The 26,943-nt window shown below is 43.8% G+C and carries 25 protein-coding genes and 1 riboswitch; of the genes, 19 read left to right on the top strand and 6 right to left on the bottom strand.

The window, feature by feature from the left end; translation table 11 throughout:
• Nucleotides 1-19 precede the first annotated feature (19 nt).
• Nucleotides 20-2,065, top strand: coding sequence for an LTA synthase family protein (locus R2J37_RS12970; RefSeq protein ID WP_316265446.1), 2,046 nt, complete (start codon nucleotides 20-22; stop codon nucleotides 2,063-2,065).
• Here the strand turns inward: R2J37_RS12970 and pflA are convergent.
• The 4 genes from pflA to R2J37_RS12950 form a co-directional block, all read right to left on the bottom strand.
• Nucleotides 2,062-2,856: a pyruvate formate-lyase-activating protein gene (gene pflA, locus R2J37_RS12965; RefSeq protein WP_316265445.1), complete on the bottom strand. Its 795-nt coding sequence runs from the start codon at nucleotides 2,854-2,856 to the stop codon at nucleotides 2,062-2,064. The genes R2J37_RS12970 and pflA overlap by 4 nt on opposite strands.
• A complete protein-coding gene (pflB, locus tag R2J37_RS12960) occupies nucleotides 2,822-5,074 on the bottom strand; it encodes a formate C-acetyltransferase (RefSeq protein ID WP_316265444.1) in 2,253 nt (750 codons plus the stop codon). Before pflB ends, pflA begins: the two co-directional genes overlap by 35 nt.
• Before the next feature lie 113 nt (nucleotides 5,075-5,187).
• A riboswitch (ZMP/ZTP riboswitch) is annotated at nucleotides 5,188-5,266 on the bottom strand.
• Between the two features lie 37 nt (nucleotides 5,267-5,303).
• The gene (locus R2J37_RS12955) at nucleotides 5,304-5,933 is read right to left on the bottom strand and encodes an SGNH/GDSL hydrolase family protein (protein WP_316265442.1); all 630 of its coding nucleotides are present in this window, start codon (nucleotides 5,931-5,933) and stop codon (nucleotides 5,304-5,306) included.
• Between the two features lie 274 nt (nucleotides 5,934-6,207).
• On the bottom strand, nucleotides 6,208-6,438 hold the full coding sequence (locus R2J37_RS12950) for a helix-turn-helix domain-containing protein (RefSeq protein ID WP_230105295.1): 231 nt from the start codon (nucleotides 6,436-6,438) through the stop codon (nucleotides 6,208-6,210).
• Between the two features lie 75 nt (nucleotides 6,439-6,513).
• Between R2J37_RS12950 and R2J37_RS12945 the strand changes: the two genes are divergently transcribed.
• The 8 genes from R2J37_RS12945 (at nucleotide 6,514) to R2J37_RS12910 (ending at nucleotide 16,041) form a co-directional block, all read left to right on the top strand.
• A complete protein-coding gene (locus tag R2J37_RS12945) occupies nucleotides 6,514-7,179 on the top strand; it encodes an ANTAR domain-containing response regulator (protein WP_256193722.1) in 666 nt (221 codons plus the stop codon).
• Between the two features lie 12 nt (nucleotides 7,180-7,191).
• Nucleotides 7,192-9,000, top strand: coding sequence for a histidine kinase dimerization/phosphoacceptor domain -containing protein (locus R2J37_RS12940; RefSeq protein WP_230105297.1), 1,809 nt, complete (start codon nucleotides 7,192-7,194; stop codon nucleotides 8,998-9,000).
• A 292-nt stretch (nucleotides 9,001-9,292) separates the two neighbouring features.
• Nucleotides 9,293-10,516: an anhydro-N-acetylmuramic acid kinase gene (locus R2J37_RS12935; RefSeq protein WP_316265439.1), complete on the top strand. Its 1,224-nt coding sequence runs from the start codon at nucleotides 9,293-9,295 to the stop codon at nucleotides 10,514-10,516.
• Between the two features lie 23 nt (nucleotides 10,517-10,539).
• On the top strand, nucleotides 10,540-12,021 hold the full coding sequence (locus R2J37_RS12930) for a sugar ABC transporter ATP-binding protein (protein ID WP_230105299.1): 1,482 nt from the start codon (nucleotides 10,540-10,542) through the stop codon (nucleotides 12,019-12,021).
• 18 nt (nucleotides 12,022-12,039) lie between these two features.
• Nucleotides 12,040-12,999 (top strand): ABC transporter permease, encoded by a 960-nt coding sequence (locus R2J37_RS12925; protein WP_230105300.1) that lies wholly within the window; start codon nucleotides 12,040-12,042, stop codon nucleotides 12,997-12,999.
• A gap of 37 nt (nucleotides 13,000-13,036) precedes the next feature.
• A complete protein-coding gene (locus tag R2J37_RS12920; protein WP_316265436.1) occupies nucleotides 13,037-14,059 on the top strand; it encodes a sugar ABC transporter substrate-binding protein in 1,023 nt (340 codons plus the stop codon).
• Nucleotides 14,049-14,792, top strand: a complete 744-nt coding sequence (gene alsE, locus R2J37_RS12915; RefSeq protein ID WP_311135876.1) for a D-allulose 6-phosphate 3-epimerase — start codon at nucleotides 14,049-14,051, stop codon at nucleotides 14,790-14,792. The genes R2J37_RS12920 and alsE overlap by 11 nt, the downstream gene beginning before the upstream one ends.
• Before the next feature lie 340 nt (nucleotides 14,793-15,132).
• On the top strand, nucleotides 15,133-16,041 hold the full coding sequence (locus tag R2J37_RS12910; RefSeq protein WP_316265432.1) for an Rpn family recombination-promoting nuclease/putative transposase: 909 nt from the start codon (nucleotides 15,133-15,135) through the stop codon (nucleotides 16,039-16,041).
• A gap of 78 nt (nucleotides 16,042-16,119) precedes the next feature.
• On the opposite strand, the gene R2J37_RS12905 is transcribed toward R2J37_RS12910, so the two are convergent.
• Nucleotides 16,120-17,592: a nucleotide sugar dehydrogenase gene (locus tag R2J37_RS12905; protein WP_316265430.1), complete on the bottom strand. Its 1,473-nt coding sequence runs from the start codon at nucleotides 17,590-17,592 to the stop codon at nucleotides 16,120-16,122.
• 295 nt (nucleotides 17,593-17,887) lie between these two features.
• Entirely contained in the window at nucleotides 17,888-18,217 is a 330-nt protein-coding gene (locus tag R2J37_RS12900) for a hypothetical protein (RefSeq protein ID WP_316265428.1), read from the bottom strand.
• A 161-nt stretch (nucleotides 18,218-18,378) separates the two neighbouring features.
• Here R2J37_RS12900 and moaC point away from each other — a divergent pair, with 161 nt between their 5' ends.
• From moaC to R2J37_RS12850, 10 genes are all read left to right on the top strand, one after another.
• Complete coding sequence (moaC, locus tag R2J37_RS12895; RefSeq protein WP_230105305.1) at nucleotides 18,379-18,930, top strand: cyclic pyranopterin monophosphate synthase MoaC; 552 nt, start codon at nucleotides 18,379-18,381, stop codon at nucleotides 18,928-18,930.
• A complete protein-coding gene (locus R2J37_RS12890; RefSeq protein ID WP_316265426.1) occupies nucleotides 18,924-19,469 on the top strand; it encodes a MogA/MoaB family molybdenum cofactor biosynthesis protein in 546 nt (181 codons plus the stop codon). Before moaC ends, R2J37_RS12890 begins: the two co-directional genes overlap by 7 nt.
• A complete protein-coding gene (locus tag R2J37_RS12885) occupies nucleotides 19,466-20,497 on the top strand; it encodes a molybdopterin-binding protein (RefSeq protein WP_316265424.1) in 1,032 nt (343 codons plus the stop codon). The genes R2J37_RS12890 and R2J37_RS12885 overlap by 4 nt, the downstream gene beginning before the upstream one ends.
• A 41-nt stretch (nucleotides 20,498-20,538) precedes the next feature.
• The gene (locus R2J37_RS12880; protein WP_316265423.1) at nucleotides 20,539-21,507 is read left to right on the top strand and encodes an XdhC/CoxI family protein; all 969 of its coding nucleotides are present in this window, start codon (nucleotides 20,539-20,541) and stop codon (nucleotides 21,505-21,507) included.
• An 82-nt stretch (nucleotides 21,508-21,589) separates the two neighbouring features.
• Complete coding sequence (locus tag R2J37_RS12875; protein ID WP_316265422.1) at nucleotides 21,590-21,988, top strand: NifB/NifX family molybdenum-iron cluster-binding protein; 399 nt, start codon at nucleotides 21,590-21,592, stop codon at nucleotides 21,986-21,988.
• A complete protein-coding gene (yqeC, locus tag R2J37_RS12870) occupies nucleotides 21,894-22,838 on the top strand; it encodes a selenium cofactor biosynthesis protein YqeC (RefSeq protein WP_316265420.1) in 945 nt (314 codons plus the stop codon). The genes R2J37_RS12875 and yqeC overlap by 95 nt, the downstream gene beginning before the upstream one ends.
• Nucleotides 22,835-24,196 carry a selenium-dependent molybdenum cofactor biosynthesis protein YqeB gene (gene yqeB / locus R2J37_RS12865; RefSeq protein ID WP_316265419.1) on the top strand — a complete coding sequence of 454 codons (1,362 nt, stop codon included), beginning with the start codon at nucleotides 22,835-22,837 and terminating at the stop codon, nucleotides 24,194-24,196. The genes yqeC and yqeB overlap by 4 nt, the downstream gene beginning before the upstream one ends.
• Before the next feature lie 127 nt (nucleotides 24,197-24,323).
• A complete protein-coding gene (gene modA / locus R2J37_RS12860; protein ID WP_316265417.1) occupies nucleotides 24,324-25,181 on the top strand; it encodes a molybdate ABC transporter substrate-binding protein in 858 nt (285 codons plus the stop codon).
• Nucleotides 25,182-25,184: 3 nt separating this feature from the next.
• Nucleotides 25,185-25,859, top strand: coding sequence for a molybdate ABC transporter permease subunit (gene modB / locus R2J37_RS12855; protein ID WP_230105313.1), 675 nt, complete (start codon nucleotides 25,185-25,187; stop codon nucleotides 25,857-25,859).
• A gap of 9 nt (nucleotides 25,860-25,868) precedes the next feature.
• Nucleotides 25,869-26,936, top strand: coding sequence for a sulfate/molybdate ABC transporter ATP-binding protein (locus R2J37_RS12850; RefSeq protein WP_316265415.1), 1,068 nt, complete (start codon nucleotides 25,869-25,871; stop codon nucleotides 26,934-26,936).
• The last annotated feature ends 7 nt before the right edge of the window (nucleotides 26,937-26,943 follow it).

The raw sequence follows: 26,943 nt of genomic DNA, 5'->3' as shown, positions 1-26,943 counted from the left end.
CAGGAAAAGAGTGAGAGAAATGAAAGAGAAAGTACGAAAAGCAAGAAAAACTACGCTGTCAGTTGCAGGGCTGACAGCTTTCATAGAGGTAATATTTCATTTGTATATGGGATTGGATATGAGATATTTCCCTATATTCTTTCTGTCTGCCGCTTCTTTTGGAATGGTGTGTACCGCTATTTTGTATTGTCTTCCGGAGAAAGTAGCAAAAGTTGCCGGCATGATTGTTGTCATCTGTCTGTCAGTTATCTTTGCGGTGGAATGCCTCTGTAAGGAGATCCTCCAGCAATATTATCAAATTATAAGCGGTATGGAAACAGCAGCGGGAAATCATCTGCTGGATTACAATGCGGCGGTGCGGGATGCCCTGATTGTTCATATCCCCGGTCTTTTTCTGATGGTTGTTGTTCCAGTTGGCTGCTATACTGTTTTGCATTTGCGCCTAAAAAGTCAGGAAGATAGAAAGAAACCGGAATTTCTTATGGCCGGGATCTGCATGGCAGCGGCGATAATTCTCCATCTTGCTATGCTTGGCGTTATTTTTTTCTATCCGTGGAAAGGTGACTTTACGCCTGAAAAACTCTATCAGACAGATACACATACAGAAGATCAGGTGGAGCAGCTGGGAATGATCACTATGCTCCATCTGGATATCAAGCACAGTATATGGGGGACTTCTGGTGAGGATACGCCTGATATCCAGAAAGAAGCCCAGGAGACAGTGAAGAATCAGGAAACTCCGGCAGAGGAAGACTATCCCTATAATGAAATGGACATTGATTTTGCTGCTTTGCAGGCTGAGGCTGCCACAGAGGACTCAGCATGGCTAAGCGAGTATTTTGGCAGTCTGACCCCTACAAGGCAGAATGAATATACGGGAATGTTTGAAGGGTATAATGTCATTTTCATAACAGCGGAAGGATTCAGCGGCTACATGATTGATCCGGAGCTGACTCCTACGCTCTATAAACTTTCCACAGAGGGATTTGTGTTTGAGAATTTTTATTCTACACTGCATTTTACCAGTACTTCCGGCGGTGAATTTCAGAATCTGACAGGACTTTATCCGAAAGCAGCCTTTCCGGTCAGTATGAGCGAGACTGGAGAACAGGGGACAAGCCTTCCCTTTACATTAGCCAACCGGCTGAATCAAAAAGGCTATACCTCGATCGGATATCATTTTAATGAAAATATGTATGGCAGGGATTTGTCTCATCCAAATCTGGGATATGAGTGGAGACAGGCGGATGCCTGTGGGCGGCCCGTTACCAAGGAAACTGACGAAAGCGGCCATGAATACTGGCCGCAGTCTGACGATTATATGATACAGCAGTCTTTTGCCGACTATGTGGATAAAGAGCCATTCAACATTTATTATCTTACTTTAAGCGGGCATCTTCCTTATGGATTCGACAGCAATGAGATGTCAAAAAGGAATCAGGAGGCAGTGGCGAATCTGCCTTATTCTGAAAAGACGAAGGCTTATATTGCAGCGGGACTGGAGCTGGAAAAAGGAATGACGAGCCTGATAGAAAAACTGGAGGAAGCAGGAATTGCCGATCGGACATTGCTTGTAATGGCGCCGGATCATATTCCCTATTCGGATCTGGATATCCTGGAAGAGCTGGCAGGCAGGTCTTTTGGTACGGATACTCTGGAAATGCTGGATGAACAGAACGTGGATTTCGACGTCTACAAAAATACATGGATTTTATGGTCAGCCAGTATAAAAGAGCCGATTAAAGTTGAGAAGCCCTGCTCACAGGTAGATATTCTTCCTACTCTTTTAAATTTGCTGGGCGAAACATATGATTCGCGCATGCTGGCCGGAACAGATGTTATGTCCGAAAATGACCCGGTTGTCATCTTTTTCTCTAATTCCTGGCTCACTGAAAAAGGCGCCTATGACCGATACACAGGCACCTTTACCCCTTCCGGCAGTGTCGCCATGAGCGCGGAAGAGCAGAAGATTTATGTAGAAAATATGAAATATCTGGTGGAATGCAGGCTCCGCCTTGGAGAGCTGATCATTGAAAATGATTACTATAAGACGGCAGTGCACTAAAAAGCGTGCAGAATTTCTTTTGCCTTCTTTACCTCTTCTAAGGAGGGCGGATCTACATTTTCCAGAGAGTAGGAAAGACCAAGTTCTTTCCATTTATAAGTACCGAGCGTGTGGTAGGGTAAAACCTCCACACGTTTTACATTTTGAAGGGATTGGATAAATGCAGCCATATCTCGAAGATCCTGTTCATCATCCGTTACTCCCGGGACAAGAACATGGCGGATCCAGACAGGTACATGGAGCTTATCAAGGAGACGGGCCATGTCAAGGATGTTGTCGTTATCCCGTCCGGTGAGAGACTGGTGCCCCTCCCTGTCCATCATCTTCAGATCCAGGAGCACAAGATCCGTATACTTCATCAGCTCCAGAAACTGACTGTAGAAAGGTTCCTCATGTGTAAAAGGTGCTCCGGAGGTATCCAGACAGGTGTGTATATTTGCCGCTTTTGCTCTTTGAAACAGCTCCAGGAGAAAATCCATCTGCAGAAGCGGTTCCCCTCCGCTGACAGTGATTCCGCCTTCTGTACCCCAATAAGGACGAAAGCGGAGTGCTTTTCGGATCAGTTTTTCCGGAGCCTGAAAAGAAGCAGAAAGCGCCTTTTGCGGATCTGTCTGCCAGGTGTCCGGGTTGTGGCAGAAACGGCAGCGCATGGGGCAGCCCTGGAGAAAAATGAGATAGCGGACGCCGGGGCCATCCACAGAAGCAAAGCTTTCTGTGGAATGAACCAGTCCCTGTATGCTGCGTCCGCCTGTAGAGTTACATTTTTCCATGGCAGGTTCTGGAAATAACATCCAGCTGCTGCTCCTTTGTAAGATCAATAAACTTTACCGCATACCCGGATACGCGGATCGTAAAGTTGGCATATTCTTCTTTTTCCGGATGTTCCATAGCGTCGATCAGCTTTTCCACGCCGAATACATTGACATTCAGGTGGTGGCCTCCCAGAGTGAAATATCCGTCCAGAATGTGGGTCAGATTTTCTATACGTTCTTCACCTTCATGGCCCAGTGCGTCAGGATGGATGGTCTGGGTGTTGGAAATACCGTCCAGAGCCCATTCATAAGGAAGTTTAGCAACCGAATTAAGAGAGGCAAGAAGACCGTTTTGCTCTGCACCGTAGCTTGGATTTGCTCCCGGAGAGAGCGGTTCTCCTGCCTTTCGCCCGTCCGGAAGAGAGCCGGTTGCTTTGCCGTAAACTACATTGGAAGTGATCGTAAGAATGGAAGTAGTCGGCTCGGCGTCTCGATAGGTATGGTGCTGTTTCAGCTTTTTCATAAATGTATGAAGGAGCCATACCGCAATATCATCTGCCCGGTCATCATCGTTTCCATAGCGGGGGAAGTCACCAATAGTTTCGTAATCTACTACAATCCCATTTTCATCACGAATGGTCTTTACCTTGGCGTATTTGATAGCACTCAAAGAATCCACAACATGAGAGAATCCGGCAATTCCGGTGGCAAAAGTACGCCGTACATCTGTATCGATAAGAGCCATTAAGGCTGCTTCGTAGTAATATTTATCATGCATGTACTGGATCAGGTTGAGGGCATTGACATAGAGTCCGGCAAGCCAGCTCATCATACTGTCAAATTTGTGCATCACTTCATCATAGTCCAGATATTCGGAAGTAACGGGACGGCTTTCCGGCCCTACCTGTTCCTTTGTCTTTTCATCTACTCCGCCGTTAATAGCGTAAAGAAGACATTTTGCAAGGTTTGCCCTTGCGCCGAAAAACTGCATTTCCTTTCCGGTCTGCGTCGCGGAGACACAGCAGCAGATGGAATAATCATCTCCCCATATAGGGCGCATAACGTCGTCATTTTCATACTGGATGGAACTGGTCTCGATGGAAATATAGGATGCATAGTCTTTAAACTGTTTCGGAAGCCGGGAGGAATAAAGCACAGTCAGATTCGGCTCAGGGGACGGCCCCATATTTTCCAAAGTGTGAAGGAATCGGTAGTCGGTCCGTGTTACCATGGAACGACCGTCCTGTCCCATGCCGGCCACTTCCAGAGTCGCCCATACCGGATCGCCGGAGAAGAGCTGATAGTAGGAGGGGATCCGGGCAAATTTAACCATGCGGAATTTCATGGTTAAATGATCGATCAGTTCCTGCGCTTCTTCTTCTGTAAGGATTCCTGCATCCAGATCACGCTGGATATAGATATCCAGGAAGGTAGAAATACGTCCCACACTCATGGCAGCGCCGTTCTGGGTCTTGATGGCAGCCAGATAACCAAAATACAGCCACTGTACTGCTTCCTTTGCATTTCTTGCAGGCTGAGAAATGTCAAAACCATACAGGGCAGCCATTTCCTTCATCTGCTTCAGGGCGCGGATCTGCTGGGCCAGTTCTTCCCTCTGGCGGATAATATCGTCACGCATGGAACCGTAGCCGCAATGATCATAGTCCTCCTCCTTCATGGCAATCAGAAAATCAATGCCATAGAGAGCGACACGGCGGTAATCCCCTACGATACGTCCACGGCCGTAAGTGTCCGGAAGTCCGGTGATGATCTTGTTATGGCGGGCTTTCTTGATTTCCGGCGTGTAGGTATCAAATACCCCCTGATTGTGGGTAGTATGATATTCAGTAAAAAATTTGTGAAGTACCGGGCTGGGCGTATAGCCATTGCAGGTGCAGGCTTCCTCTGCCATGCGGATCCCGCCGAAAGGCATGAAAGCGCGCTTCAGAGGTTTATCTGTCTGCAGTCCGACAACCTGCTCACGGTCCTTTAAAGACTCATTGATATAGCCTGGACCATGGGAAGTAAGAGTAGAAACCACATCGGTATCCATATCCAGGACGCCATTTTTTGCACGCTCTTCTTTCTGGAGTTTCTTAAGTTCTTCCCAGAGAAGCCGGGTAGATTCTGTGGGTCCGGCAAGAAAAGAAGCGTCTCCGTCGTAAGGTTTATAGTTGTTCTGGATAAAGTCACGCACATTGACTTCTTCTTTCCAGAGCCGTCCTTCAAATCCATTCCACTGTTCCATTTGTATCATTGGATATTCCTCCTTTTTTCAGGGCGAAGAAATGACTTCGCAAGATTTCTTGTTTCCGTATCTCCGGCCCGGAAGAGCGCTAAATGTACAAACAAAAACGACCATCCGGGCACATGTGATGCCCAGACGGTCGGCGCTTTCTTCCTATACTTCCTGTGGTCAATTCCACTTCCGTCAGTCGTATAAGTATTTTTACTATAACATTTCTGAAGAGAATGTCAAGAAAATTTTATAATTCTTTCTTTAAAAAATCAGCGAGAACTTTCGCCAGACGTCCATGACTTTCCGCGTCGTAATGCATATAATCTGTCTTGTTCATGGTGACATATGGAGCAGCGTCTAAAAATTTACAGCCAAATTCCTGTGCCACAAGTTCGTATTCATAAGCAAGATGCTGCGAACGCTCGCTGCAGATTCCGGTATCTCTTCCGGTTGGCGAGGATTCGCATTCTGGACAAATAGGAGCCGGCGCGATCAGAAGAATACGAGGCTCCTTTCGCCAGAAACCGGGCTGCATTGCCTTTTTGACAAGAAGCTTCAGTCCTTCAGCAATATTTTTGGGAGTCAGGGCAAATCGCTGCTTACAGTCATTGGTTCCTAACATAATGATAAGATAATCAATGGGAGATTGAGAAGAAAGACAGGGATGCAGATATTTCAGACCATTTGTTCCTTCTATGATCGGGTCATCAAACACAGTTGTACGGGAACACATTCCTTCTTCTATAATCGTCCATTCTTCCCCAAGAAGTGTCTGCAGCTGTCCTGTCCAGCGTATATCTTCCGGAAAACGGGTTGCTGTCTCACCGTTATAACCCCATGTATTGGAGTCTCCATAACAAAGTATTCTTTTTTTCATGATTCAGTCCTCCTGATATTTATTAAAGCTCTAATTTAGTATGGTTTATCTTGATAAGATCAGAGCGGTAATACCGTAAAGAATAGCTATGATTGCCTCACAGATTCAAGTCATATTATAATCGCTTCTTCTCTGGCTGTCTATCTGTCTATTAGTGTAAACATGAATACATTATGGAAGAAATCCGATGACAAAAGATAGCGCTGATACCTGCCGCAAGCAGAAATAATCCCATATTTCCTAAATATACAGAAGTGAACCTGTCTTCCTTGAATTATGATTTATTGTCATTCTCATACTCAGTGGAATCTACTTTTTCAAAAAGATCATCGATAGAACAGTTTAAAATTGTGCTTAATTTTTCAATATTTTCAAAACGAATAGAAGAAGTTTTATTCATGATCATCCTGTTGAAATTTTGATAACTTAAATCCATTTGTTTAAAGAGCCAGTACTTTGTGTGATTTTGCTCTCTCAATATTTCGAGGACCCGTAAACGTATCATTAGTAATCTCCTTTTCCATTTATTGCCATTATAGTAGAAACCTAATACTTGCATGAATGATGTGCAGGTTATATAATGTATACATTAGATTGGTTTAAGGGGAGACAGAAAGTTGGAAATAAGGAGTTGATCGATTTGAAGACGGCGGGAGAAAGGGAAAAGTTAAAGGTATTTATTGCAGAGGATGAAGTGATTATCCTAGAGAGTTTCAAGCTCATGGTAAAGCGGATGGGCTATTTGGTAGCTGGATATGCCACAGGGGGAAAAGAGGCATTAAAACAGATTCGGGAAATTTCACCGGATCTTATTTTGATGGATATTAATCTACCAGGAATGGATGGGTTAACTGTTTTGGAGAAGGTGAATCAAGACCAAATTATTCCGGCGATCATTGTTTCAGGAGAATTTTCGGATAAACTTATAGACCGAGCAAATGAAATAGGAGTCTTTGGATACCTGATCAAACCAATAGATGAAAAACAATTGGAAATCGCTATTAAAGTTGCGTTGAACAGATATGCGGAATTTCATCATATCATGGTACAGAATGGAAATCTGACTAGTGCACTAAAAGAAAGAAAATTGGTTGAAAGAGCAAAGGGAATCCTTATGGATCAATTTGGACTGAAGGAGTCAGACGCTATGAAAAGCTTACAGAAGAAGAGCAGGGATTCCAATAAAAAGATTTCGGTTGTTGCTGAGGAAATTATAGAAAAAGCGAGTATATTAGGCGGAAGATAAGAGGGATCTATTATGTTTTTCATGAATCACATTGAAGGAAGAGCAGGAAATACACAGGTACATGATGTAAGCCTATCTGTAGAAGATTCCCAGGTACAGGCTGTGCTTTGCCCTAATATTGATACGATTGATGAGTTGGTCCATATTCTTCATGAGAAGAATGCGGTGAGCCAGGGAAGTATGACTCTGGATGATATGGATTATTATTGTGCAAGACAGGAAGATAAGGTTGCGTTTGTTACAAGAAAAAATAATCTCTATCCTAATCTAACAGTTGCAGAAAATATAGTCATGACTAATGAAAAAATCCCTTTTTTTATACAGAAAAAGAAATATTATCAAAAATGTAGCCAATTGTTGCATAGCATTGATTATCCCCTCGACCTGTGGAAGAAAGTAAAGAAACTGATGCCGGAGGAACAGATGATAGTCTCAATTTTAAGAGCCGTGGGGATGAAGCCAAGGCTGCTTATTATTGACGAAATTCATGGAAAGTTGTCATACAACGGTATGGCTTGTTTTTTTCGGATTCTCAATATGTTAAAAAAACAGGGAACAATGATATTATATTTTACAAGCCAGTGGGAGGATACGGTGAAAGTTGGAGATAAAGTCACGGTAATTGCTCATGGAAAAACTACAGGGGAATATTCTGTAAAGGAAATAGAAAAAAATCCAGCTCAAATATACTATATTATGCTGGGTGGGGAAAAACTGGAAGAGTCAGAGAAACAGACAGAAATTCTTGAGGATTTAAGTCAAGGACTGGCAGAAATAAGAATTGGATACAATTACGGAAACACGATGAAAGAACTGGCAAAACGTATCAAAAAACAGTTGAAAGGGAACTGGTGTGAGATTTCTCTGATTGATGAAAGGAACCGTAATTTTGTTAGATTTTCCAATCAGGAGTCATTGGAAATGCCGAAACTGAAAATAGAAAGTTACCGCACCATTAGCGAAAAAAGCGGGGTATTTTATTTTAGCATAAATGACAGAACAAAATTTTATCAATTGTTTGAAGAAAATGATGCAAAAAGAGCAGAAGCAGTTTTGGGAATTATGCTGGAATTAAATGGCGAAGTGATCGGCATGATATGCGTGTATTACCAGAATTATTATATTTATTCCGAAAAGGATAAAATTTATCTGGAATTGATAGCCAGAGAAGTTATAATGATTGTAGAAAATTCTAAGCTGAAGCGAAGTTCTGTGCTTTTGCAGGAAAGTCATCACAGAATAAAAAATAATCTCCAGATTATTATTAGTCTTTTACAGATGGAAAAAATGATGGTCGGAAACACGAACCAAGGAGAAAGAAACGAGAGTGTGACGGAGATGATGGATGATGTGATAGGACGGATTAAAAGTATTGCTACTATTCATGACATTCTGGCGCATGATGTGTCCGCTACAAAAGTTACATCCATGGAAGAAATTATAGAAGCAATCAAAGGGTTTTATCACCATGCTGCTGAAATTGCTTTTGACACACAGAAAATTTTTGTCCCTTATAACAGAGCTACATCCTTTGCTCTGGTATTGAATGAATTAATCAATAACAGTGTAAAACATGCAGGAAATGGGAGATTGAAAATCAGTATATCTATACAAAAAGACAAGGATAGTCATAAAATTGTTATCATCTATCGTGATTCCGGCAAAGGTTTTCCGAAAGGGTTTGACGCTGAGAATCAAAGCGGGATTGGTTTGATGATTATAAAATCTATTGTATGTCAGGAGTTTGGAGGTGAAATTCAATTTTCTAATGAAAATGGGGCATATATTATAATTATAATCAATGAAGAAAACTTTTTTTAGCAAAAATGTCAAAAATATATTGACAAAATGTAAATAAGATATTAAAGTTATATCAAAGTTAAGAAAGAAAAAGCAAATTTATGGGTGATTTGCTAAAATGAATGTAGAGGTCATGAACGCCAACACAATTATTTGTGTTGGCGTTTTTTTGTCTTATGGAGAGAAGATTCGGAACTTTCCTATATTGCAAATCTCTAAAGTCAAAAAAGCTGTATTACATTTGGTATCCCCATAAGAAAGCCGGCTGATGTATCTGCTTTGATCTTGACAAAATAAAAAAGGAGTGAAAAATATGGCATTAGTAATTGGATTAAACAGTGGAAGTTCCTGTGATGGAGTAGACTGCGTTTTGGCAGAAATTTCTATGGCAGATGATGGACAGCCTAATCCGCCAAAATACGTGGGAGGCATTTCTGTAGACTGGCCAGAAAGACTAAATAAAATGATATGGGATGCTTTTGATTTAAAGCTTGGTTTGGATCAGCTTGCAAAATTGAATTATGCAATCGGTGCATTTTTTGGTGTGGCAGTAAAACAGCTTTTAAAAGAAACAGGACACACAGCAGATGAGATTGAATGTATTGGAGTTGATGGCCAGCAGGTATATCTCCACCAAACAAATAGGAAAAAGGCAGATGAAGTAACTGACGAAATGTTTGAAAAGAATTATGTGGATCTGTTCTTGGATGATATTTACGCCTATGGATTCTGTTTTGGTGATGGAAATGTGGTAGCAGCGTATACTGACATTACAACGGTTTCACAGTTTAGACCTGCGGATCATGCATTGGGGGGACAGGGAGCGCCTCTGATGCAATATGTAGATTATGTGCTGTTTCGTAATGAAAAACCAACACTTACACTGAATATTGGAGGTATTTCCAATGTTCATAAAGTTTACAAGGACAGAAGAAAAATGCTTGGATACGACTGTGGCCCTGGAAACATTATGATGGACTATATTGCAAAACAGTATTTTGGAGTAAAGTATGACAAGAATGGAGAAATAGCAGCTAGAGGAAAATGTGATGAGACACTGCTAAAAGAATTGATGACAGCAGATTTCCTTATACGCCCTTATCCAAGATCAGCATGGAGAGATGATTTTGACTGCGCTTATTCTGAAAAGACGAGAAAAAAATATGCTCACCTTTCTGATGAAGATATTATGGCAACCTATAATATGTTTTCAGCAGAGGCGATTGTGGCAAGTATTCGGGAATTTGTAGATTTGACAGATACAGAAGTTATGTATGCGAGCGGTGGCGGCGCTTATAATGAGACATTATTAAAAAATATTCAGGAAAAACTGCCGGAGATTAAGGTAGAGACATCCTTTGCCATTGGGATTCCGCCGCAGTTCAAAGAAGCTATGAAGTTTGCAACTCTTGGATATGCTGCTGTACATAATTGTGCAAACAATGTACCTGGTGCATGCAAAGCTAGAAGATACAATATTCTGGGACATATCTGCATGGCTCCGAAATATGCACAGGGAACCAGTGATGAGGAATAAAAGGAAGAGGTGGATACGCTGGTATGCTGGAGTTTAAAAATATAACAAAAACCTTTTTTTCTAACAAGGCGCTGGATAACGTAAGCTTTCAAGCATATCCAGGAGAAATACTGGCTCTATTGGGACAAAACGGGGCTGGGAAAAGTACGTTAATGAAGATTCTGTCTGGTGTTTATAAAAAGGACGAAGGTGAGATTTTGATTGACGGAAAGAAAGTAAGCCTTGGAAGTGCTGAGGAAAGCAAGAAAAATGGCATAGGCATTGTCTATCAAGAACTCAGTGTAGTTCCCCACCTGACAGTTGCGGAGAATATAGCGCTTGGAAATGAACCTGTAAAAAATAGCATGATTGATAAGAAACGGCAGAATGAAATTGCAGCGGAAATGTTAAAAAGGTTGGGAGTAGAGGATATCGCTCCCAACCGAAAGGTCATGAGTATGAGCGTGTCACAGCAGCAAATCTGTGAAATTGCAAAATGTATTTCGCGGCATCCTAAAATTGTCATCTTGGATGAACCGACTACTTCCTTGACGGTAAAAGAAAAAGAAAAGCTGTTTGAGATCATGAAAAAAATGAGAGAGGATGGACTGACGATTCTTTTTATTACTCACTATCTGGAAGATGCCATTAACCTGGCAGACAGGTGTGTTGTTATGAGGGATGGAAAAGTTGCCTTTTATGACAGAATGGACGGACTTACAGAAAATCAGCTGGTAGGTTATATGATAGGAGAGAAAATGTCGGAGTTTTATCCCGTCTATGAAAATTATGTGACAGATAAAGTAGCCTTAGAAGTAAAAGGACTAAGCGGAGGGATTGTAAAGTCGGTAGATCTGACCCTGCATTACGGAGAGGTTCTAGGATTGTCCGGATTGATAGGAGCTGGAAGAACAGAATTGGCACATTTGATTATTGGAGAGACAAAGCCGGAAGGCGGAAAGATTTTTATTGAAGAAAAGGAAGTGAGAATCCGAAATGAAAATGATGCCATAAAACTGGGAATTGGATATATTAACGAAGATCGAAGAAATGGCGGCTTAAATCTGACTATGTCTATTGCGTTTAATATTTCCATTCCAAGTCTTGTAGTAGGAACAGAAGAAACAGTAAAAAAGCCTTTTGTCAATGATAAAGGAATTGCAGATTTGGCGGATCGGATTATAGGACGGCTGGCAGTAAAGTGTAATTCCCCAAAACAGAAGATTATGAACTTAAGCGGGGGGAATCAGCAAAAGATATCAATTGGAAAATGGATTGCTTCCGGAGCAAGGATATTAATTTTTGACGAACCGACAAAAGGGATCGATGTTCTGGCAAAAGCGAAGGTTTATGAAGTGATTCGCGAACTGGCAAAGCAGGGATATGCGATCTTAGTTATTTCTTCCTATAACCCGGAACTTCAAGGAGTATGCGACAAGATTACAGTGATGTCAAAAGGAAGGATAACGGGAAGCTATGGAAGAACTGCAACAGAAGAAGAGCTTATGCTTGCACAGCAGAGTTAATAAGAGGAGGTGGAGATTATGGAACTGAAAAGGAAGGAAGCGCTTCGGGACAGATTAAATTCTCTTACAGTGTTATTTGTACTCTTATTAATGCTGGTCGTATTTTCTGTCATTGCTCCGGGATTCTTTTCTACGAGAAATTTATACTATTTGTTGCAGCAGGCATCCGTTGTAGGGTTGTTGGCTGTAGGAGAGACTTTTGTTATTGTCAGCAAGGGAATTGATCTGTCTGTAGGAACAACAGTGGGATTATCCTGTATCATGTCAGCCTTGTTTATCACAGAATTTCATATGCCTTTGGCAATAGCAATCTGTCTGGCAATTCTGTTGGGAGCGTTGGTTGGAGTCATTAATGGGATTTTGGTGGCTGTTTTGGGAATCCCGGCCTTTATCGCTACATTGGGAACAATGTACGTATTTGAGGCAGTAGCGCTGTTAAGCTGCGGTGGGAATAATATTTACAGTTTGCCGGAAGCTATCAAAAATTTCAGTAATCTGAATGTTTTTGAAATCCTGCCCAGCATTACTGTTATTACTATTGTGTTGGCAGTAGTGGCTCACATTCTGTTAAGTAAAACCAGATTTGGAAGATATACGTATGCTATAGGAAGTAATGAGGAGGCGGCTAGGTTCTCGGGAGTTAGAGTAAAGACGAAGCTTTTTATCATTTATCTGATGAGCGGCGTTTTAAGTGGTATTGCTGGAATATTGATGCTTTGCAGACTGAACTGTGGTGTTGCGCTGGCCGGGGATGGTTATGAAATGAATGCCATTGCAGCAGTTGTAATTGGCGGAGGCAGCCTGTTTGGGGGCGAGGGAAGTATACCAGGAGCCTTGGTAGGAGCATTGATTATGACAGTACTGTCTAATGGACTTCAGCTCATGGGTGTATCAACATACTGGCAGAAGCTTCTGATTGGTATTGTTTTGGTGTGCGCAGTATTTATTGATAATATGAGACGCAAAAAAGAAGCATAAAAGAATGATAAGTAAAATAGATAGAAGGGAGAATATTATGAAGAAAAAAATTTTATCAGCGACGTTGACTATGACAATGGTATTAGCACTTACAGCATGCGGAAGTTCTGCTTCATCAGAAGATAACTCCGGTGGTGGGGAAGGTGGGAAAGATGGAGCGACCATTCAGGTTATTCCGATGTCTACGGCATCCGCTTACTGGTTGGCAGTGAAACAGGGAGCAGAGGACGCAGCAGCAGATTTAAAAGAGGAGTATGGAGAGATTACGATCAAATATGATGGTCCTCCGGAAAATGGAGATGCTACCGGACAGATTGACATTATGAACAATGCAGTAACAGCGCAGGCAGATGGGATTGTATTAGCAGCAACTGATCCGGAAGCATTGCTGCAGCCTGTAAAAGATGCCATAGATGCAGGGGTGCATGTGGTAACAGTAGACAGTGGTGTGGAACCCAATGAAGCAGAGTCCTTTTTCTATACAGATAATATTACAGGGTGTAAGGAACTGGGAGAATATATGTTGGATACATATGGAGATGAATTGGAATCTTATGCAATTATTGGGGATAGCTACGAATTTGCAGCAGGAAAAGACCGTCCGGAAGGTTTTAATCAGGCAATGGCAAAAAAAGACGGAATGGAATATTTGGGAATCCAGTTGGCAAAATCGGATATTGCAGAGGCAGAAAATATTTGCTCTAATTATCTGACTGCTAATCCGGATTTGGATATGATTTTTGCCACTAATGATGCAGCAGCTCAAGGAGCGCTGAATGCATTTAGTAAGGCAGGAATTACAGATGAAGTGAAACTGTGTGTAGTAGACGTTAGTGAAGACGTGCTTTCTGCAATGGAACAGGGAATCATTGACGCTGCAGCACTTCAGAATCCATATACTATGGGATATGAAGGCGTGACTTCTATCATGAAGCTCTTAGACGGAGAAGAAGTAGAAAAACAGGTAGATACAGGCGTGTTTATTCTGACACCAGATAATATGAAATCCGAAGAAGCGACTGCGGCAATTCAGCAGTATTTACCGGATTATGAGCCATAAAGACACAAGAGAATGTAAAAAGGAAAAATCTGTTGCGGAAGGGAGCGATGCGATGAAGGTAGAATTTGCCCCGTCACTTATGTGTATGGATTTTCTTGAAATCAGGCGGCAGATGGAAGTGCTGAACCGCAGAGCCGATTTACTTCATGTGGATATTATGGATGGGCATTATTGCAAGAATCTGGCATTTTCCCCGGATCTTTTGGCGGCGATAAAAGGAATTGCACAAAAGCCTATTGATGTTCATTTAATGATGACGGAACCTCTGGATTGGATTAAAAAGGTAGCTGAAGCAGGTGCGGATTATATATCCCCTCATGCGGAGACTATCAATACTAATGCTTATCGAGTTTTGAATCTTATAGAGGAAACAGGGTGCAAAAAGGGGGTAGTTTTAAATCCGGCTACTACTTTGGAGAGTGTTCGGCATTATCTGAATCGAATCGATCTTCTCACAATTATGACAGTTGATGTGGGATTTGCTGGACAACCTTTTATAGATGAGATGTTAGAGAAGATTAAACAGGCAAAACAGTGGAAAACTGAGTATGGATTTCGCTATAAGATTCAAGTTGACGGTTCATGCAATTCCAAAAGCTTTCAAAAGCTGTATAAAGCAGGTGCGGAAGTGTTTATTGTGGGATATTCAGGGGTTTTTGATCTGGACGAGGATCTGGAGAAGGGCTGGAACAAAATGTTGGAAATCTTTGAAAATGAAATAGGAGAAGCATAAAAAGGGGCAGAATATTTCTGCTCCTTTTTTGTAGAAATATTGAATGAAAGCTATACAATAATTATGTCAAACTCATAGACAAATCCGGTTACATATGTTAACATGTATTCAAAGCATTATATCTTTAATTATCTTTTGTGTCTTTCGCAGGAACGGCATGTGTTGTTTCCTGTATCTTATTTTCTAAATGCACATCAGGAGAGATATCTCAATGCTTTTGTACTTGTTTATACAGCAAAGAGGTCTCTTTCCTGAATCGTAAAGAAAATAAGATATAGACAGGGAATGAACGGACAGCAGAGAAAACACCTCTTTGCAAAATTAGAAAAAGGAGGCGCCTATGGGAAAGGCGGCAAAAGGAACTGCAAAATTTAAGACGCTAAAAGAAGAGCAGGAGATTGACCTCCGGTATGAGAAATACAAAAATATTATTGCAGAGCTTACGATCATGAGTGATATTTTCATGCGGAATGTGTTAAAAAAGCAGGCGTGTACAGAACATCTCCTGCAGGTGATTATGGGTAGAGATGATCTGCAGATAAAAGGGCAAATTTTGCAGAAAGACTACAAGAATCTGCAGGGAAGATCAGCTGTTTTGGACTGCGTTGCCTGTGATAGGGAGAAAAAGAGATATAATGTAGAAATACAGCAGGAGAGCGAAGGGGCGTCTGCCAAACGGGCGAGATACCATAGCGCATTGATGGATATGAATATATTAGAGAGCGGACAGGGGTTCAATGAACTGCCGGGAAGCTATATTATTTTCATTACAAGGGAAGATGTGCTGGGGTATGGCTTACCTATTTATCACATTGATAGAAGGATTAAAGAAGTAAAGGAAGACTTCCCAGATGAAACTCACATTATCTATGTTAATGTTAAAATGAAAAATGAGAAAACAAAGCTTGGACGTTTGATGCATGATTTGCAATGTAAAAATGCAGATGAGATGTATAGTGAAATATTAGCAGAGCGTGTTCGGGAGTTAAAGGAAACGCCGGAAGGAGTAGAGAATATGTGCCGTGAAATGGATGAAATTTATCATGAAGGAATTGAAGTTGGGGAAAAGCGTGGAGAAAGAAGAGGAGAAAAGCGCGGAAAGAAGCAGGGCGAGATGAAAGCGAAAAAAGAAACTGCTGTGACATTGTTGGAAATGGGGATGTCTGTTGACAAAATAGCTCTGGCTGTAAAAGAAAGTACGGATTTGGTGCAGAAGTGGATTGCCGAAGGGATGGCAGCAGTGAAATAAGCGTGTAAAATATTCAAGCCCCTTCAAAATGGAAGGGGCCTGAACACCTTTTGATTCTTGGAAAAGATCGAACTCTTTCTAATCTCTCTTAAACAAATCTCTTGTATAGACTTTTTCTGCCACATCATCAAGGCAGCAGTCGTATCTGTTGGCAATAATGCAGTCAGACTTTTTCTTAAATTCTTTCAGATTATTTACCACTTTGCTTCCGAAGAAAGTGCTGCCATTTTCAAGAGTCGGCTCGTAGATGATGACGGAAGCTCCTTTTGCCCTAATTCGTTTCATGACACCCTGGATAGAACTCTGTCGGAAATTGTCGGAATTGCTTTTCATAGTCAGTCTGTAAACTCCGATGGTTGCCATCTTTTCGTGGGATGGATTAAATTCTCCGTCTTCATAAGAGTAACATCCGGCCATATGGAGCACCCGGTCAGCGATGAAATCCTTTCTGGTACGGTTGCTTTCTACAATGGCCTCAATGAGATTTTCCGGAACATCTGCAAAATTAGCCAGAAGCTGCTTGGTATCTTTGGGGAGGCAGTAGCCGCCGTATCCAAAAGATGGATTGTTGTAATGCGTACCGATACGCGGGTCCAGGCAGACGCCGCTGATGATCTCCTTGGTGTTAAGCCCTTTGGATTCTGCATAGGTGTCCAGTTCGTTGAAATAGGAAACACGAAGCGCCAGGTAGGTATTTGCAAACAGCTTTACAGCCTCTGCTTCTGTAAATCCCATGAATAAAGTGTCGATATTTTGTTTGATAGCCCCTTGCTGAAGGAGTGCGGCGAACTGCTGTGCAGCGTGGCGGGTGTTTTCATCACAGCTGACGATAATCCTGCTTGGATAGAGATTGTCATACAGTGCCTTGGACTCCCGGAGAAATTCCGGGCTGAAAATAATGCGGTCTGTATGATATTTTTCACGCACGGATGCAGTATAGCCAACCGGAATAGTGGATTTGATGATCATCGTACAATGATCGTTCACACTCATAACCAGCTCAATAACCGATTCTACGGCAGAAGTGTCAAAGAAATTTTTCTTGCTGTCATAGTTTGTAGGCGCGGCGATAATGACGTAATCAGCATCTTTGTATGCCTCGGTTCCGTCGGTAGTTGCAGTAAGATTTAATTTCTTTTCCGCCAGGTATTTTTCAATATATTCATCCTGGATAGGGCTGATCTTATGGTTGATTTTTTCAACTTTTTCCGGAACAATATCCACAGCTGTAACATGATGGTGCTGGGAAAGGAGAACAGCCAGGGAAAGACCTACATATCCGGTTCCGGCAACAGCGATCCGATAAGTGCGTTCTACCGGAAGGGAGGAGGACGGCTCGGAAGCAACAAACAGATCTGTTACTTCAAAATCCAGTACTTCTCCCAGTTTTTCTATTTGTTCGATAGAAGGAATATAGTCCTGCTGTTCCAGGCGGCTTAGCATTCCCCGGTTGATCCCGGTGAGATCAGCAAGCTGCTGCTGTGTGATTTTCTTTTCTTTTCTCTTACCAGTAACAGTAGAAGCCAGGAGGCTCTGAGATAATTTTTTCATAAGTGATAACTCCTTTGTTATTTTAAATGACAATATTGATGCTTGAATATTTGTAATGATGAGAATATGATTTTATAATAACTGTAAAAATGTTATCACAGGTGAAAATAAAGGTCAATATAATATGATAAAATAGTGAAAATGTTGTTTTGAACGACGAAAAAGAACAGAACTATGATGTTTAAAATGACAAAAATGGATAAAACGGGAATAGAAAAAAGAGACAGTAGGATTTCTGCCTCTTTTTGTGTGAGATTATTTTACATTTTTGCCAGTTGGTTCCCGAGCGCTGAGACTACTGTGCGTCGGTTTCTACCAGCTGTATTTGCTTCTCCAGGTTTTTCTGTCCGTTCTCTGAAAGACCTGCCAGAAGTTTCTCCATGTTCTCGCGGATCAGTGCCGGATTGTAGGGAATGTCCAGAGCGAAATCACTGTAAGCCCGGATTTTCTGAAAATAGAAGGATGCGTCCTTTTCCTCGCCTCCCGCACGGCACATTTGATACATCGTTACACAGTCGGTTTCGTCTACATTTGTACATTCTTTGCAGATCCATTTTCCCAGATAATAATATGCCCCGTCAGCTTCGTAAATAAATCCTGGCAGAGTCAGTAACTTTTCCAGCATTTTTGTTTACCTCCTTTGTCCATCTGATGAAAGTATACCATGGAACGGAGGAGAAAGACATGGAAACTTGTTATTTTTGTTTGTTCCCTATATAATAAGAACAAAACGAAGATTGAGCGGGCAGCTTTCGTATGCCCTGAAAAGAAAAGGGAGAAAAAGCAATGGAACTGACACATTTTGAGGAGAACGGCCGTGCAGTGATGGTGGATGTCAGCGGCAAGGAGGAAACGGAAAGAGAAGCAGAAGCGGTAGGAAAAATCCTTGTGAGCAGAGAGGTGTTTGACGCAGTCAAGAGAGGAACTGTGGGGAAGGGAGACGTTCTCGGGGTTGCCCAGACAGCGGGGATCATGGCGGCAAAACGGACGTTTGAGCTGATTCCCATGTGTCATATCCTTCCCATCACCGGATGTAAGATCACGTTTGAAATGCAGCCGGAAGAATGTGCGATCTACTGTTATTGTAAAGTGAAAATACACGGCAAAACAGGGGTGGAAATGGAAGCGCTTACCGGTGTGAGTACTGCGCTGCTGACGATATACGATATGTGCAAAGCACTGGATAAGTCTATGGAGATATCAGGTATTTATCTGCTTCATAAGACCGGAGGAAAAAGCGGAGATTTTCGAAATGAAAAGAAAGAAATCCGTATAGGCGGCGAAGGAAGAACGCAAAGGCAGGAGCCGGGAGATGGAAAGGAACTGCAAATATGGTAATGGAAAAGGGAAAAGAAACAAGCGTCAGATCGGAGAATGGGAAGCGGGCAGCAGTCATTACGTTAAGCGATAAAGGGTATGCAGGGGAGCGGGAAGATAAAAGCGGTCCTCTTGTGAAGACAATGCTGGAAGCGGCCGGATATAAAGTAGGAGATGTGATCCTTTTGCCGGATGAGCAAAATCAGATAGAAAGGGAACTGATCTGGCTTTGTGATGAAGAAAAGGTAGAGCTGATCCTGACTACCGGCGGAACCGGATTTTCTCCAAGAGACTGTACGCCGGAGGCAACTCTTGCGGTGGCGGACAGAAATGCGCCGGGCATTGCGGAGGCTATGAGGTGGATGTCTTTCCAGATCACGCCAAAGGCCATGCTCGGACGAGGTGTGTCTGTCATCCGGGGGAAGACATTGATTGTCAATCTTCCGGGCAGCCCCAAAGCTGTCCGGGAAAATCTGGAAGGTGTGCTGCCGTATCTTGAACATGGACTGGATATTTTGGCAGGAAGAGCCGGAGAATGCGGAAATGGAGGAGAAAAATGAAACTGATTCGTACAGAGGATGCGGTGGGGAGTGTGCTGTGCCATGACATCACCCAGATCATTCCGGGAAAAGTAAAAGATGCAGTGTTCCGGAAAGGGCATATTGTGACGGAAGAGGATATACCTGTGCTCCTGTCTGTGGGAAAAGAAAACCTGTATGTATGGGAGAAGCAGGAGGGAATGCTCCATGAAAATGAGGCGGCGGAAATTTTAAGAGAAGTCTGTCAGGGGGAATGGATGGAACGTTCCGAAGTCAAAGAAGGGAAAATTGAGTTGACAGCCCTTGCAGATGGTGTACTGAAAGTGGACACCAGGAAACTGGATCAGATGAATGGACTTGGGCAGATCGTCATTGCTTCCAGGCATGGAAATTTTCCTGTGAGAAAAGGAGATAAGATTGCAGGCATGCGGGTTGTTCCCCTGGTGATCGAGGAGGAAAAAATGGAAAGGATCCGCCAGATCGGCGGAGAGGCTCCTGTTTTTCAGATTCTTCCTTTCCGGAAATGGAAAGCAGGAATTGTAACGACTGGAAATGAGGTTTACCGCGGACGGATTGAAGATAAATTTACACCTGTTGTCAGACAGAAATTGGAGGAATACGGTGTGGAAGTAATGGGAAATACTGTCTGCAGTGACGATGCCGATATGACCGCCAGGGCGGCGCAGGAGTGGATGGAAAAAGGGGCGGATCTGATCGTGTGTACAGGAGGGATGAGCGTGGATCCGGATGACCGGACCCCGCTGGCTATTAAAAAGACAGCAGATGAAGTCATAACTTATGGTGCCCCTGTTCTTCCGGGAGCCATGTTTATGCTGGCTTACTGCCGCAGAGAAGGACAGGAGGATATTCCTATTATGGGCCTTCCCGGATGTGTGATGTATGCAAAACGGACGATTTTTGATCTTGTCCTTCCAAGGATTGTGGCAGGCGAAAAACTGTCAGAAGATGATTTTACAAAGATGGGAGAGGGCGGTCTTTGCCTTTCCTGTCCGGTATGCACCTTCCCAAACTGCGGGTTCGGGAAATAAATTTTATTCTGTTTGATCATGTTTGAAACAAAGGAGCCGGAATGGATTTTTACAAAGAATTGCAGCTGAATTTGGAAAACGGAATACAGGGAATGGAAACAGTGCTGATTCTGACCGGAAAAATGGCGGGTGAGAAGAGGCTGGTGAGAGATGGAGAAAATTTATCTTTCCCGGAGGAAGTGCGTGTTTTCCGGGAACGGGTCAGCTGTTCGCCTAAAATGATCATTTGCGGAGGCGGTCACGTTTCCATGCCTGTTATTGCCATTGGGAAAATGGTGGGGTTCCAGGTTACGGTTCTGGAGGACCGGCCTAAATTTGCAGACTGTGCCAGAAAGGAAGGGGCGGACCGGGTAATCTGCGCCCCTTATGAGAAAGCGCTGGCAGAGGAAAAGCTGGATGAAGATACTTATGTGGTGATCGTGACAAGGGGGCATCGTTATGACTCGGCATGCCTGTATTCTGTTCTTGACCGGAAAGAAGAGTGCGCCTATGTAGGCATGATGGGCAGCAGAAGGAGAACGTCCATTGTCAAGGAACAGATGATTCAGATGGGAATTTCGCAGGAAAAAGTTGGCAAGGTATGTACGCCCATCGGCCTTGCCATTGGCGCAGAAACTCCGGAAGAAATCGCGGTATCCATTCTGGGGGAGATCATAGAAGTAAAAAATAAGAAGCAGAGCAAAGGGGGCTATTCGGAAGAACTTTTAGATGGCATCCTGGAAACGAGGGAAAACGGAGAGGAAGCTGTGCTGGCTACTATTGTTTCCAGAAAGGGCTCAGCTCCAAGGAGCGTGGGTACGAAAATGCTCATTTTAAAGGATGGCAGTCAGATAGGAACCATTGGCGGAGGATGTGCGGAGAGCGAGATCCTGCAGAAAGGCAGACAGATGCTCTCGGATGAAAAGGACGGAGCCTTTCGTCTTGTTCAGGTAGATATGACAGCAGACCAGGCAGAGGAAGAGGGGATGGTCTGCGGAGGAACCATAGAAGTCGCATTGGAAAAAATATAAAATCTTGAATTAAAAAGGCAGATGGGATACTATAATAAAAGACCCACTGGGGTAGAAAATGCCTAAAAAGGAGCGGATGAAAATGAAAATAGCAGTAACCTACGAAAACGGAGAAGTATTTCAGCATTTTGGACATACGGAACAGTTCAAAGTCTATGAAGTAAACGATGGAAAGGTGACAGAGAGTCATATCGTGGATACAAACGGGCAAGGACATGGCGCTCTGGCAGGATTTCTTCAAATGGAGAAAGTAGATGTTTTGATATGCGGCGGAATCGGCGGCGGAGCAAGGACAGCTCTTGCGGAAGCAGGCATTGAGCTTTTGCCGGGAGCTTCCGGCAATGCAGATGAGCAGGTGGAAGCTTATCTTGAAGGAAAGCTGAACTATGATCCGGATACATTGTGCAGCCATCACCATGAAGGAGAAGGCCATGACTGTGGAGAGGCACATGAAGGGTGCGGACATCACTGCGGTGAATAGCAGAAGAGCAGTGAATATCATCAAAGAAATGCAAAGAGAAGAAAAAAAGATCGTGGAAAAGTGGGAAAAGGGCAGATTATGCCCTTTTCCTGGCATTTTGGAAGCGTTGGGAGTCTGTCCTGATGCTGCAGAGAGGATCAGTGTGGCAGGCGCGGGAGGAAAGACTTCCCTTATCAAAGCTCTTGTGGAGGAATATAATGCCCGGAATCTTCCGACAGTGGTGACGACAACAACGCACATGTATGCAGAGGAGAAACCTTATTTTCTACTGGAGCCTTCAGAAGAAAAGATGATACAGATTTTAAACCGGGAAGGGAAAATTTTTCTGGGTAAGAAGGCGGAGGCAGGGAAAATGCAGATGCCGGATGAAGTTTGGATGGAAAAATTGCTGCAGCTAAGCTGTCCGGTTTTGATAGAGGCGGACGGAGCACGGCGTATGCCGATCAAGGTGCCGGGAGAACAGGAGCCGGTCTTTCGGAAAGAAACCGGACGTATTTTGTATGTGTATGGCATGGATGCAATCGGAAGACCCCTTGAAGAGGTTTGTTTTCGGGCGGAAGAGGCGGCTCGGATTTTGGGAAAAAAGATGGGGGAACCGGTTCTTCCACAGGATATTGCCAGACTTGCCATGCACCAGAGAGGCGGGGCAAAAGGAGTGAATAAGGCGGTGAAATACGCCCTTATTTTCAATAAAACAGATTTGCCAGGAAAAAAGGAAGCGGCCCGGGAAATCTGTGAGATTCTTCAGGAATGCGGATACGAGAATCCTATCCTGTGTCTGGGGAATCTGGACCGTCGGTATACACAGGAGTTATCATCTGCGGGAAGAGGAGAGCATAGAAAGAGATGAAAATATTAATAAGAGGAGCCGGTGATCTGGCGACAGGAATTGCTGCCCGGCTTTACCACAGCGGACATAATATTCTTATGACAGAAAGAGAAGCCCCTTTAACTGTAAGAAGAACGGTGGCTTTTTCCAGAGCGGTGTACGAAGGAAGCGCCAAAGTAGAGGATATGGAAGCGCGCCTGGTCCATTCTCTGGATGAGGCATATGCAGTGATGGGGGATGGAAATATTGCGCTGATCGTAGACGAGGCAGCAGAAATCCGAAAGGAATTTTGTCCCGATGTGGTAGTAGATGCTATCCTGGCAAAGAAGAATTTAGGGACGAAAATAACGGACGCACCGCTGGCGGTCGGCGTCGGTCCGGGATTTTATGCAGGACAGGACTGCCACTGTGTGGTGGAAACGAAACGGGGACATACCCTTGGACAGGTAATTTATGATGGAGCAGCGCTTCCCAATACCGGTGTGCCGGGTGAAGTGGGGGGCTACACGACGGAAAGGCTTTTGAAAGCTTCCGGTGACGGAGTGATGGAGCCTCTGATCTCCATTGGCGATATGGTGGAAAAAGGACAGATTGCAGCCTATACAGGAGGGGAGGCGGTGTATGCCGCAATGTCCGGAATGGTACGGGGAATGCTGCAGAAAGGCGTTTCTGTGGTAAAAGGAATGAAGATTGGGGATATTGACGCACGGTGTGAAAAGGAACATTGCTGGACGATTTCAGATAAGGCAAGAGCCATCGGAGGCGGTGTTTTGGAAGCGGTGCAGTGTTATGAGGCGGTAAAAGGCAGATTTGCTATGGTTATGCTTGCGGCGGGTACAGGAAGCAGGTATGGGAAAGATAAGCTTTCGGAAGTGCTGGCAGGAAAGCCTCTTTATCAGTATTCTATGGAAAGACTGGAAGCGTTTTGCGGAAGAGAGCGTTTTGTCGTGACGGGAAACGCTGTGATCCTTGAAGAAGCAAAAAAGAGGGGCATCAGCGGAATCGTAAATCGGGAGCCTCACCTTGGTATTTCCCATTCTCTGCAGCTTGGATTACAGGCTGTTTTAAGAGAGAAACCAGAGGTAGAGGGTGTTTTGTTTGGAGTGTGTGATCAGCCGGGGCTTAAGGTCTCCACGATTCAGAAAATCTGGAATGCGGCGGCAGTACGACCGGGAAAGATCATCTGCGCCGGCAAAGACGGACAGCCGGGAAATCCGGTGCTGTGGCCAAAGAAATATTTCGGGGAATTGCTGGAATTAAAAGGCGACACAGGAGGCCGGGCTGTCATGAGAAAATACCCGGAGCAGGTCTATGTTGTAGAGGCGGATGAGCGGGAGCTGAAAGACATTGACCGGAAAGAGGATATGGGAAGCTTCTGATGCAAATTTTTTTGCGGAAAGCGAATTGTTTTTAAAAATAATTTGATGTATACTGTATTTGAGAGTTTGAGAAAAGATAAATATTTACAAAAAGATTAATATTTGCAAAAAGCAGGGAGGAAAGAGAATGAAAAGGAAAATCGTAAGTCTTTTGCTGGTATCAGCCATGACGGCAGTTCTGGCAGCAGGATGCGGAAGCAGTGAGGAGAATACAGATGCATCTGACAGCAGTCAGTCAGAAACTGAGGCTGATACTCAGGAAGAAGGTCAGGAAGAAAGCGGAGAAGATGAAAAGACGGAAATACTCGTTGCGGCAGCAGCCAGCCTGGAATATGCATATGAGGACGAACTGATTCCTATGTTTGAGGAACAAAATCCGGATATTACAGTGAGCGGAACCTACGACAGCTCCGGAAAACTGCAGACTCAGATTGAAGAAGGAATGGAAGCGGATGTCTTTATGTCGGCGGCTACAAAACAGATGGACGCCCTGACGGAAGAAGGAATGATCGAAGAAGATTCTGTGACAGATCTACTGGAAAATAAAATTGTACTGATCACATCTGCTGATTCACAGTTGGAATTATCTTCTTTTGAAGATATTACAAAGGCGGATACCATTGCCATCGGAGACCCTGCCAGTGTACCGGTTGGACAGTATTCAGAGGAAGCTCTGACAAATCTGGGACTGTGGGATCAGGTACTGGCAAAAGCCAGCCTTGGAACGAATGTGACGGAAGTACTGAACTGGGTTGCAGAGGGAAGCGCTCAGGCCGGCATTGTATATGCAACAGATGCAGCTACTACAGATAAAGTAAAAGTTGTGGCAGAAGCTCCGGAGGACAGTCTGGCAGAACCGGATATTTATCCGGTAGGAATTGTTTCCGCGTCTGAAAATAAAGAGGCGGCAGAGAAGTTTGTAGAATTTCTGAAAAGCGATGAAGCAATCCAGATATTTGAAGATTACGGATTTATAAAGAGGTAGGATATGGACTGGTCACCGATTCTGATATCGGCAAAAACGGCGTCTCTTGCCATTGTGATCACGTTTTTTGCCGGGATTTTGGCAGCGTTTCTCGTGGTGAGGATCCGTCATGAAAAATGGAAAATGATATGGGACGGAATTTTGACCCTGCCCCTGGTCCTGCCGCCGACGGTAGCTGGTTTTTTTCTGCTTTATCTCTTCGGAGTGAAACGGCCTATTGGCCGTTTCTTTCTGGAGTTTTTCGGGGTGAAAATCGCCTTTTCGTGGGGAGCGACGGTCCTGGCGGCAGTGGTGATTTCTTTTCCTTTGATGTATCGTTCCGCCAGAGGGGCTTTTGAGCAGGTCAATGGAGATTTGATCGATGCCGGGCGGACGCTTGGAATGTCTGAGTGGAAGATTTTCTGGAAAATCCTCTTTCCTAATGCACTGTCCGGAATTTTATCAGGAGGGATCCTGGCGTTTGCAAGAGGGCTGGGAGAATTTGGCGCCACGGCAATGATCGCGGGAAATATTGCGGGAAAGACAAGGACCCTGCCTCTGGCTGTGTATTCTGATGTGGCAGCCGGAAACATGGAGGGAGCATATCAGTATGTAATTGTGCTGGTGGTGATCTCCTTTCTGGTTGTGACAGGGATGAACTATGTGACATACATTTTCCAGAAATTTAACCGGAGGTAACGGCTGAAAATGAAACAGCTGGAAATTAATTTTCAAAAACAACTGAAACATTACATGTTGGACATGAAAGTTTCCATGAATGGCGGATGTCTCGGGATCCTGGGGGCGTCCGGCTGCGGGAAAAGTATGACTTTGAAGGCGGTAGCCGGGATCGTGCGTCCGGATCGTGGAAGAATTGCCACGGAAAAAACAGTGTTTTACGACAGTGAGAAAAAGATCGACCTATCTCCACAGAAACGGAAGGTAGGCTATCTGTTTCAAAATTATGCATTATTTCCCAATATGACAGTAGAAGAAAATATTATGGCCGGCATACAGGGGAAAAAGGCGGAAAAAAAGCAGAAAGCCGCCGGGTTGATGGAACAGTTCCAGCTTAGAGGATTGGAGAAACAATATCCGACTCGGCTTTCGGGAGGACAGCAGCAGAGGACGGCTTTGGCAAGAATACTGGCCAGCGAACCGGATATTCTGCTTTTGGATGAGCCGTTTTCCGCTATGGACAGCTATTTAAAGGAAGAACTTCAGCTGGAAATGCAAAGGTGGATTCGGAATTTTGCAGGATGCACCATTTTAGTGAGCCATGACAGAGACGAGATTTACCGGCTGTGTACGGATACGATGATCATGGAAAAAGGGAAAAATGTGATCACTGACAATACAAAAGCACTGTTTGAAAATCCCAGGAAAGTAGCGGCTGCCAGATTGACCGGATGCAAAAATATCTCACAGATAGAAAAAAGAGGACAGTTTCAGGTCTATGCAAAAGACTGGGGGATTTCTCTTTGGACGGCAGAACCTGTTTCGGAAAAAACAGCGTATATCGGAGTGCGGGCCCATGATATCCTGCCGGCAGCAGGCAAGTCAAGGGAAGGCGGAGCAGAAGGGGAAAACCAAGTCAACCGTTTTCCTGTACTGCCGGTGGAGCAGTCCGAGACGCCCTTTGAACAGACGATTATTTTTAAGGCGGATCAACAGGCGGAGAAAGGCTTGTGGATGAAAAGTGAGCGGGGCGGCTGCCGGATTCCGGAGGCTGTGACAATTGCTCCGGAGAGACTTCTTCTCCTGGAAGAAAATTAAAAAGGTG

Origin of the sequence: Claveliimonas bilis (genome assembly GCF_030296775.1) — a bacterium.
In the GTDB taxonomy this organism is placed as follows: domain Bacteria; phylum Bacillota; class Clostridia; order Lachnospirales; family Lachnospiraceae; genus Claveliimonas; species Claveliimonas bilis.
The sequence above is the reverse complement of the archived record's forward strand: the minus strand, read 5'-3'. Positions and strand labels throughout refer to the sequence as shown.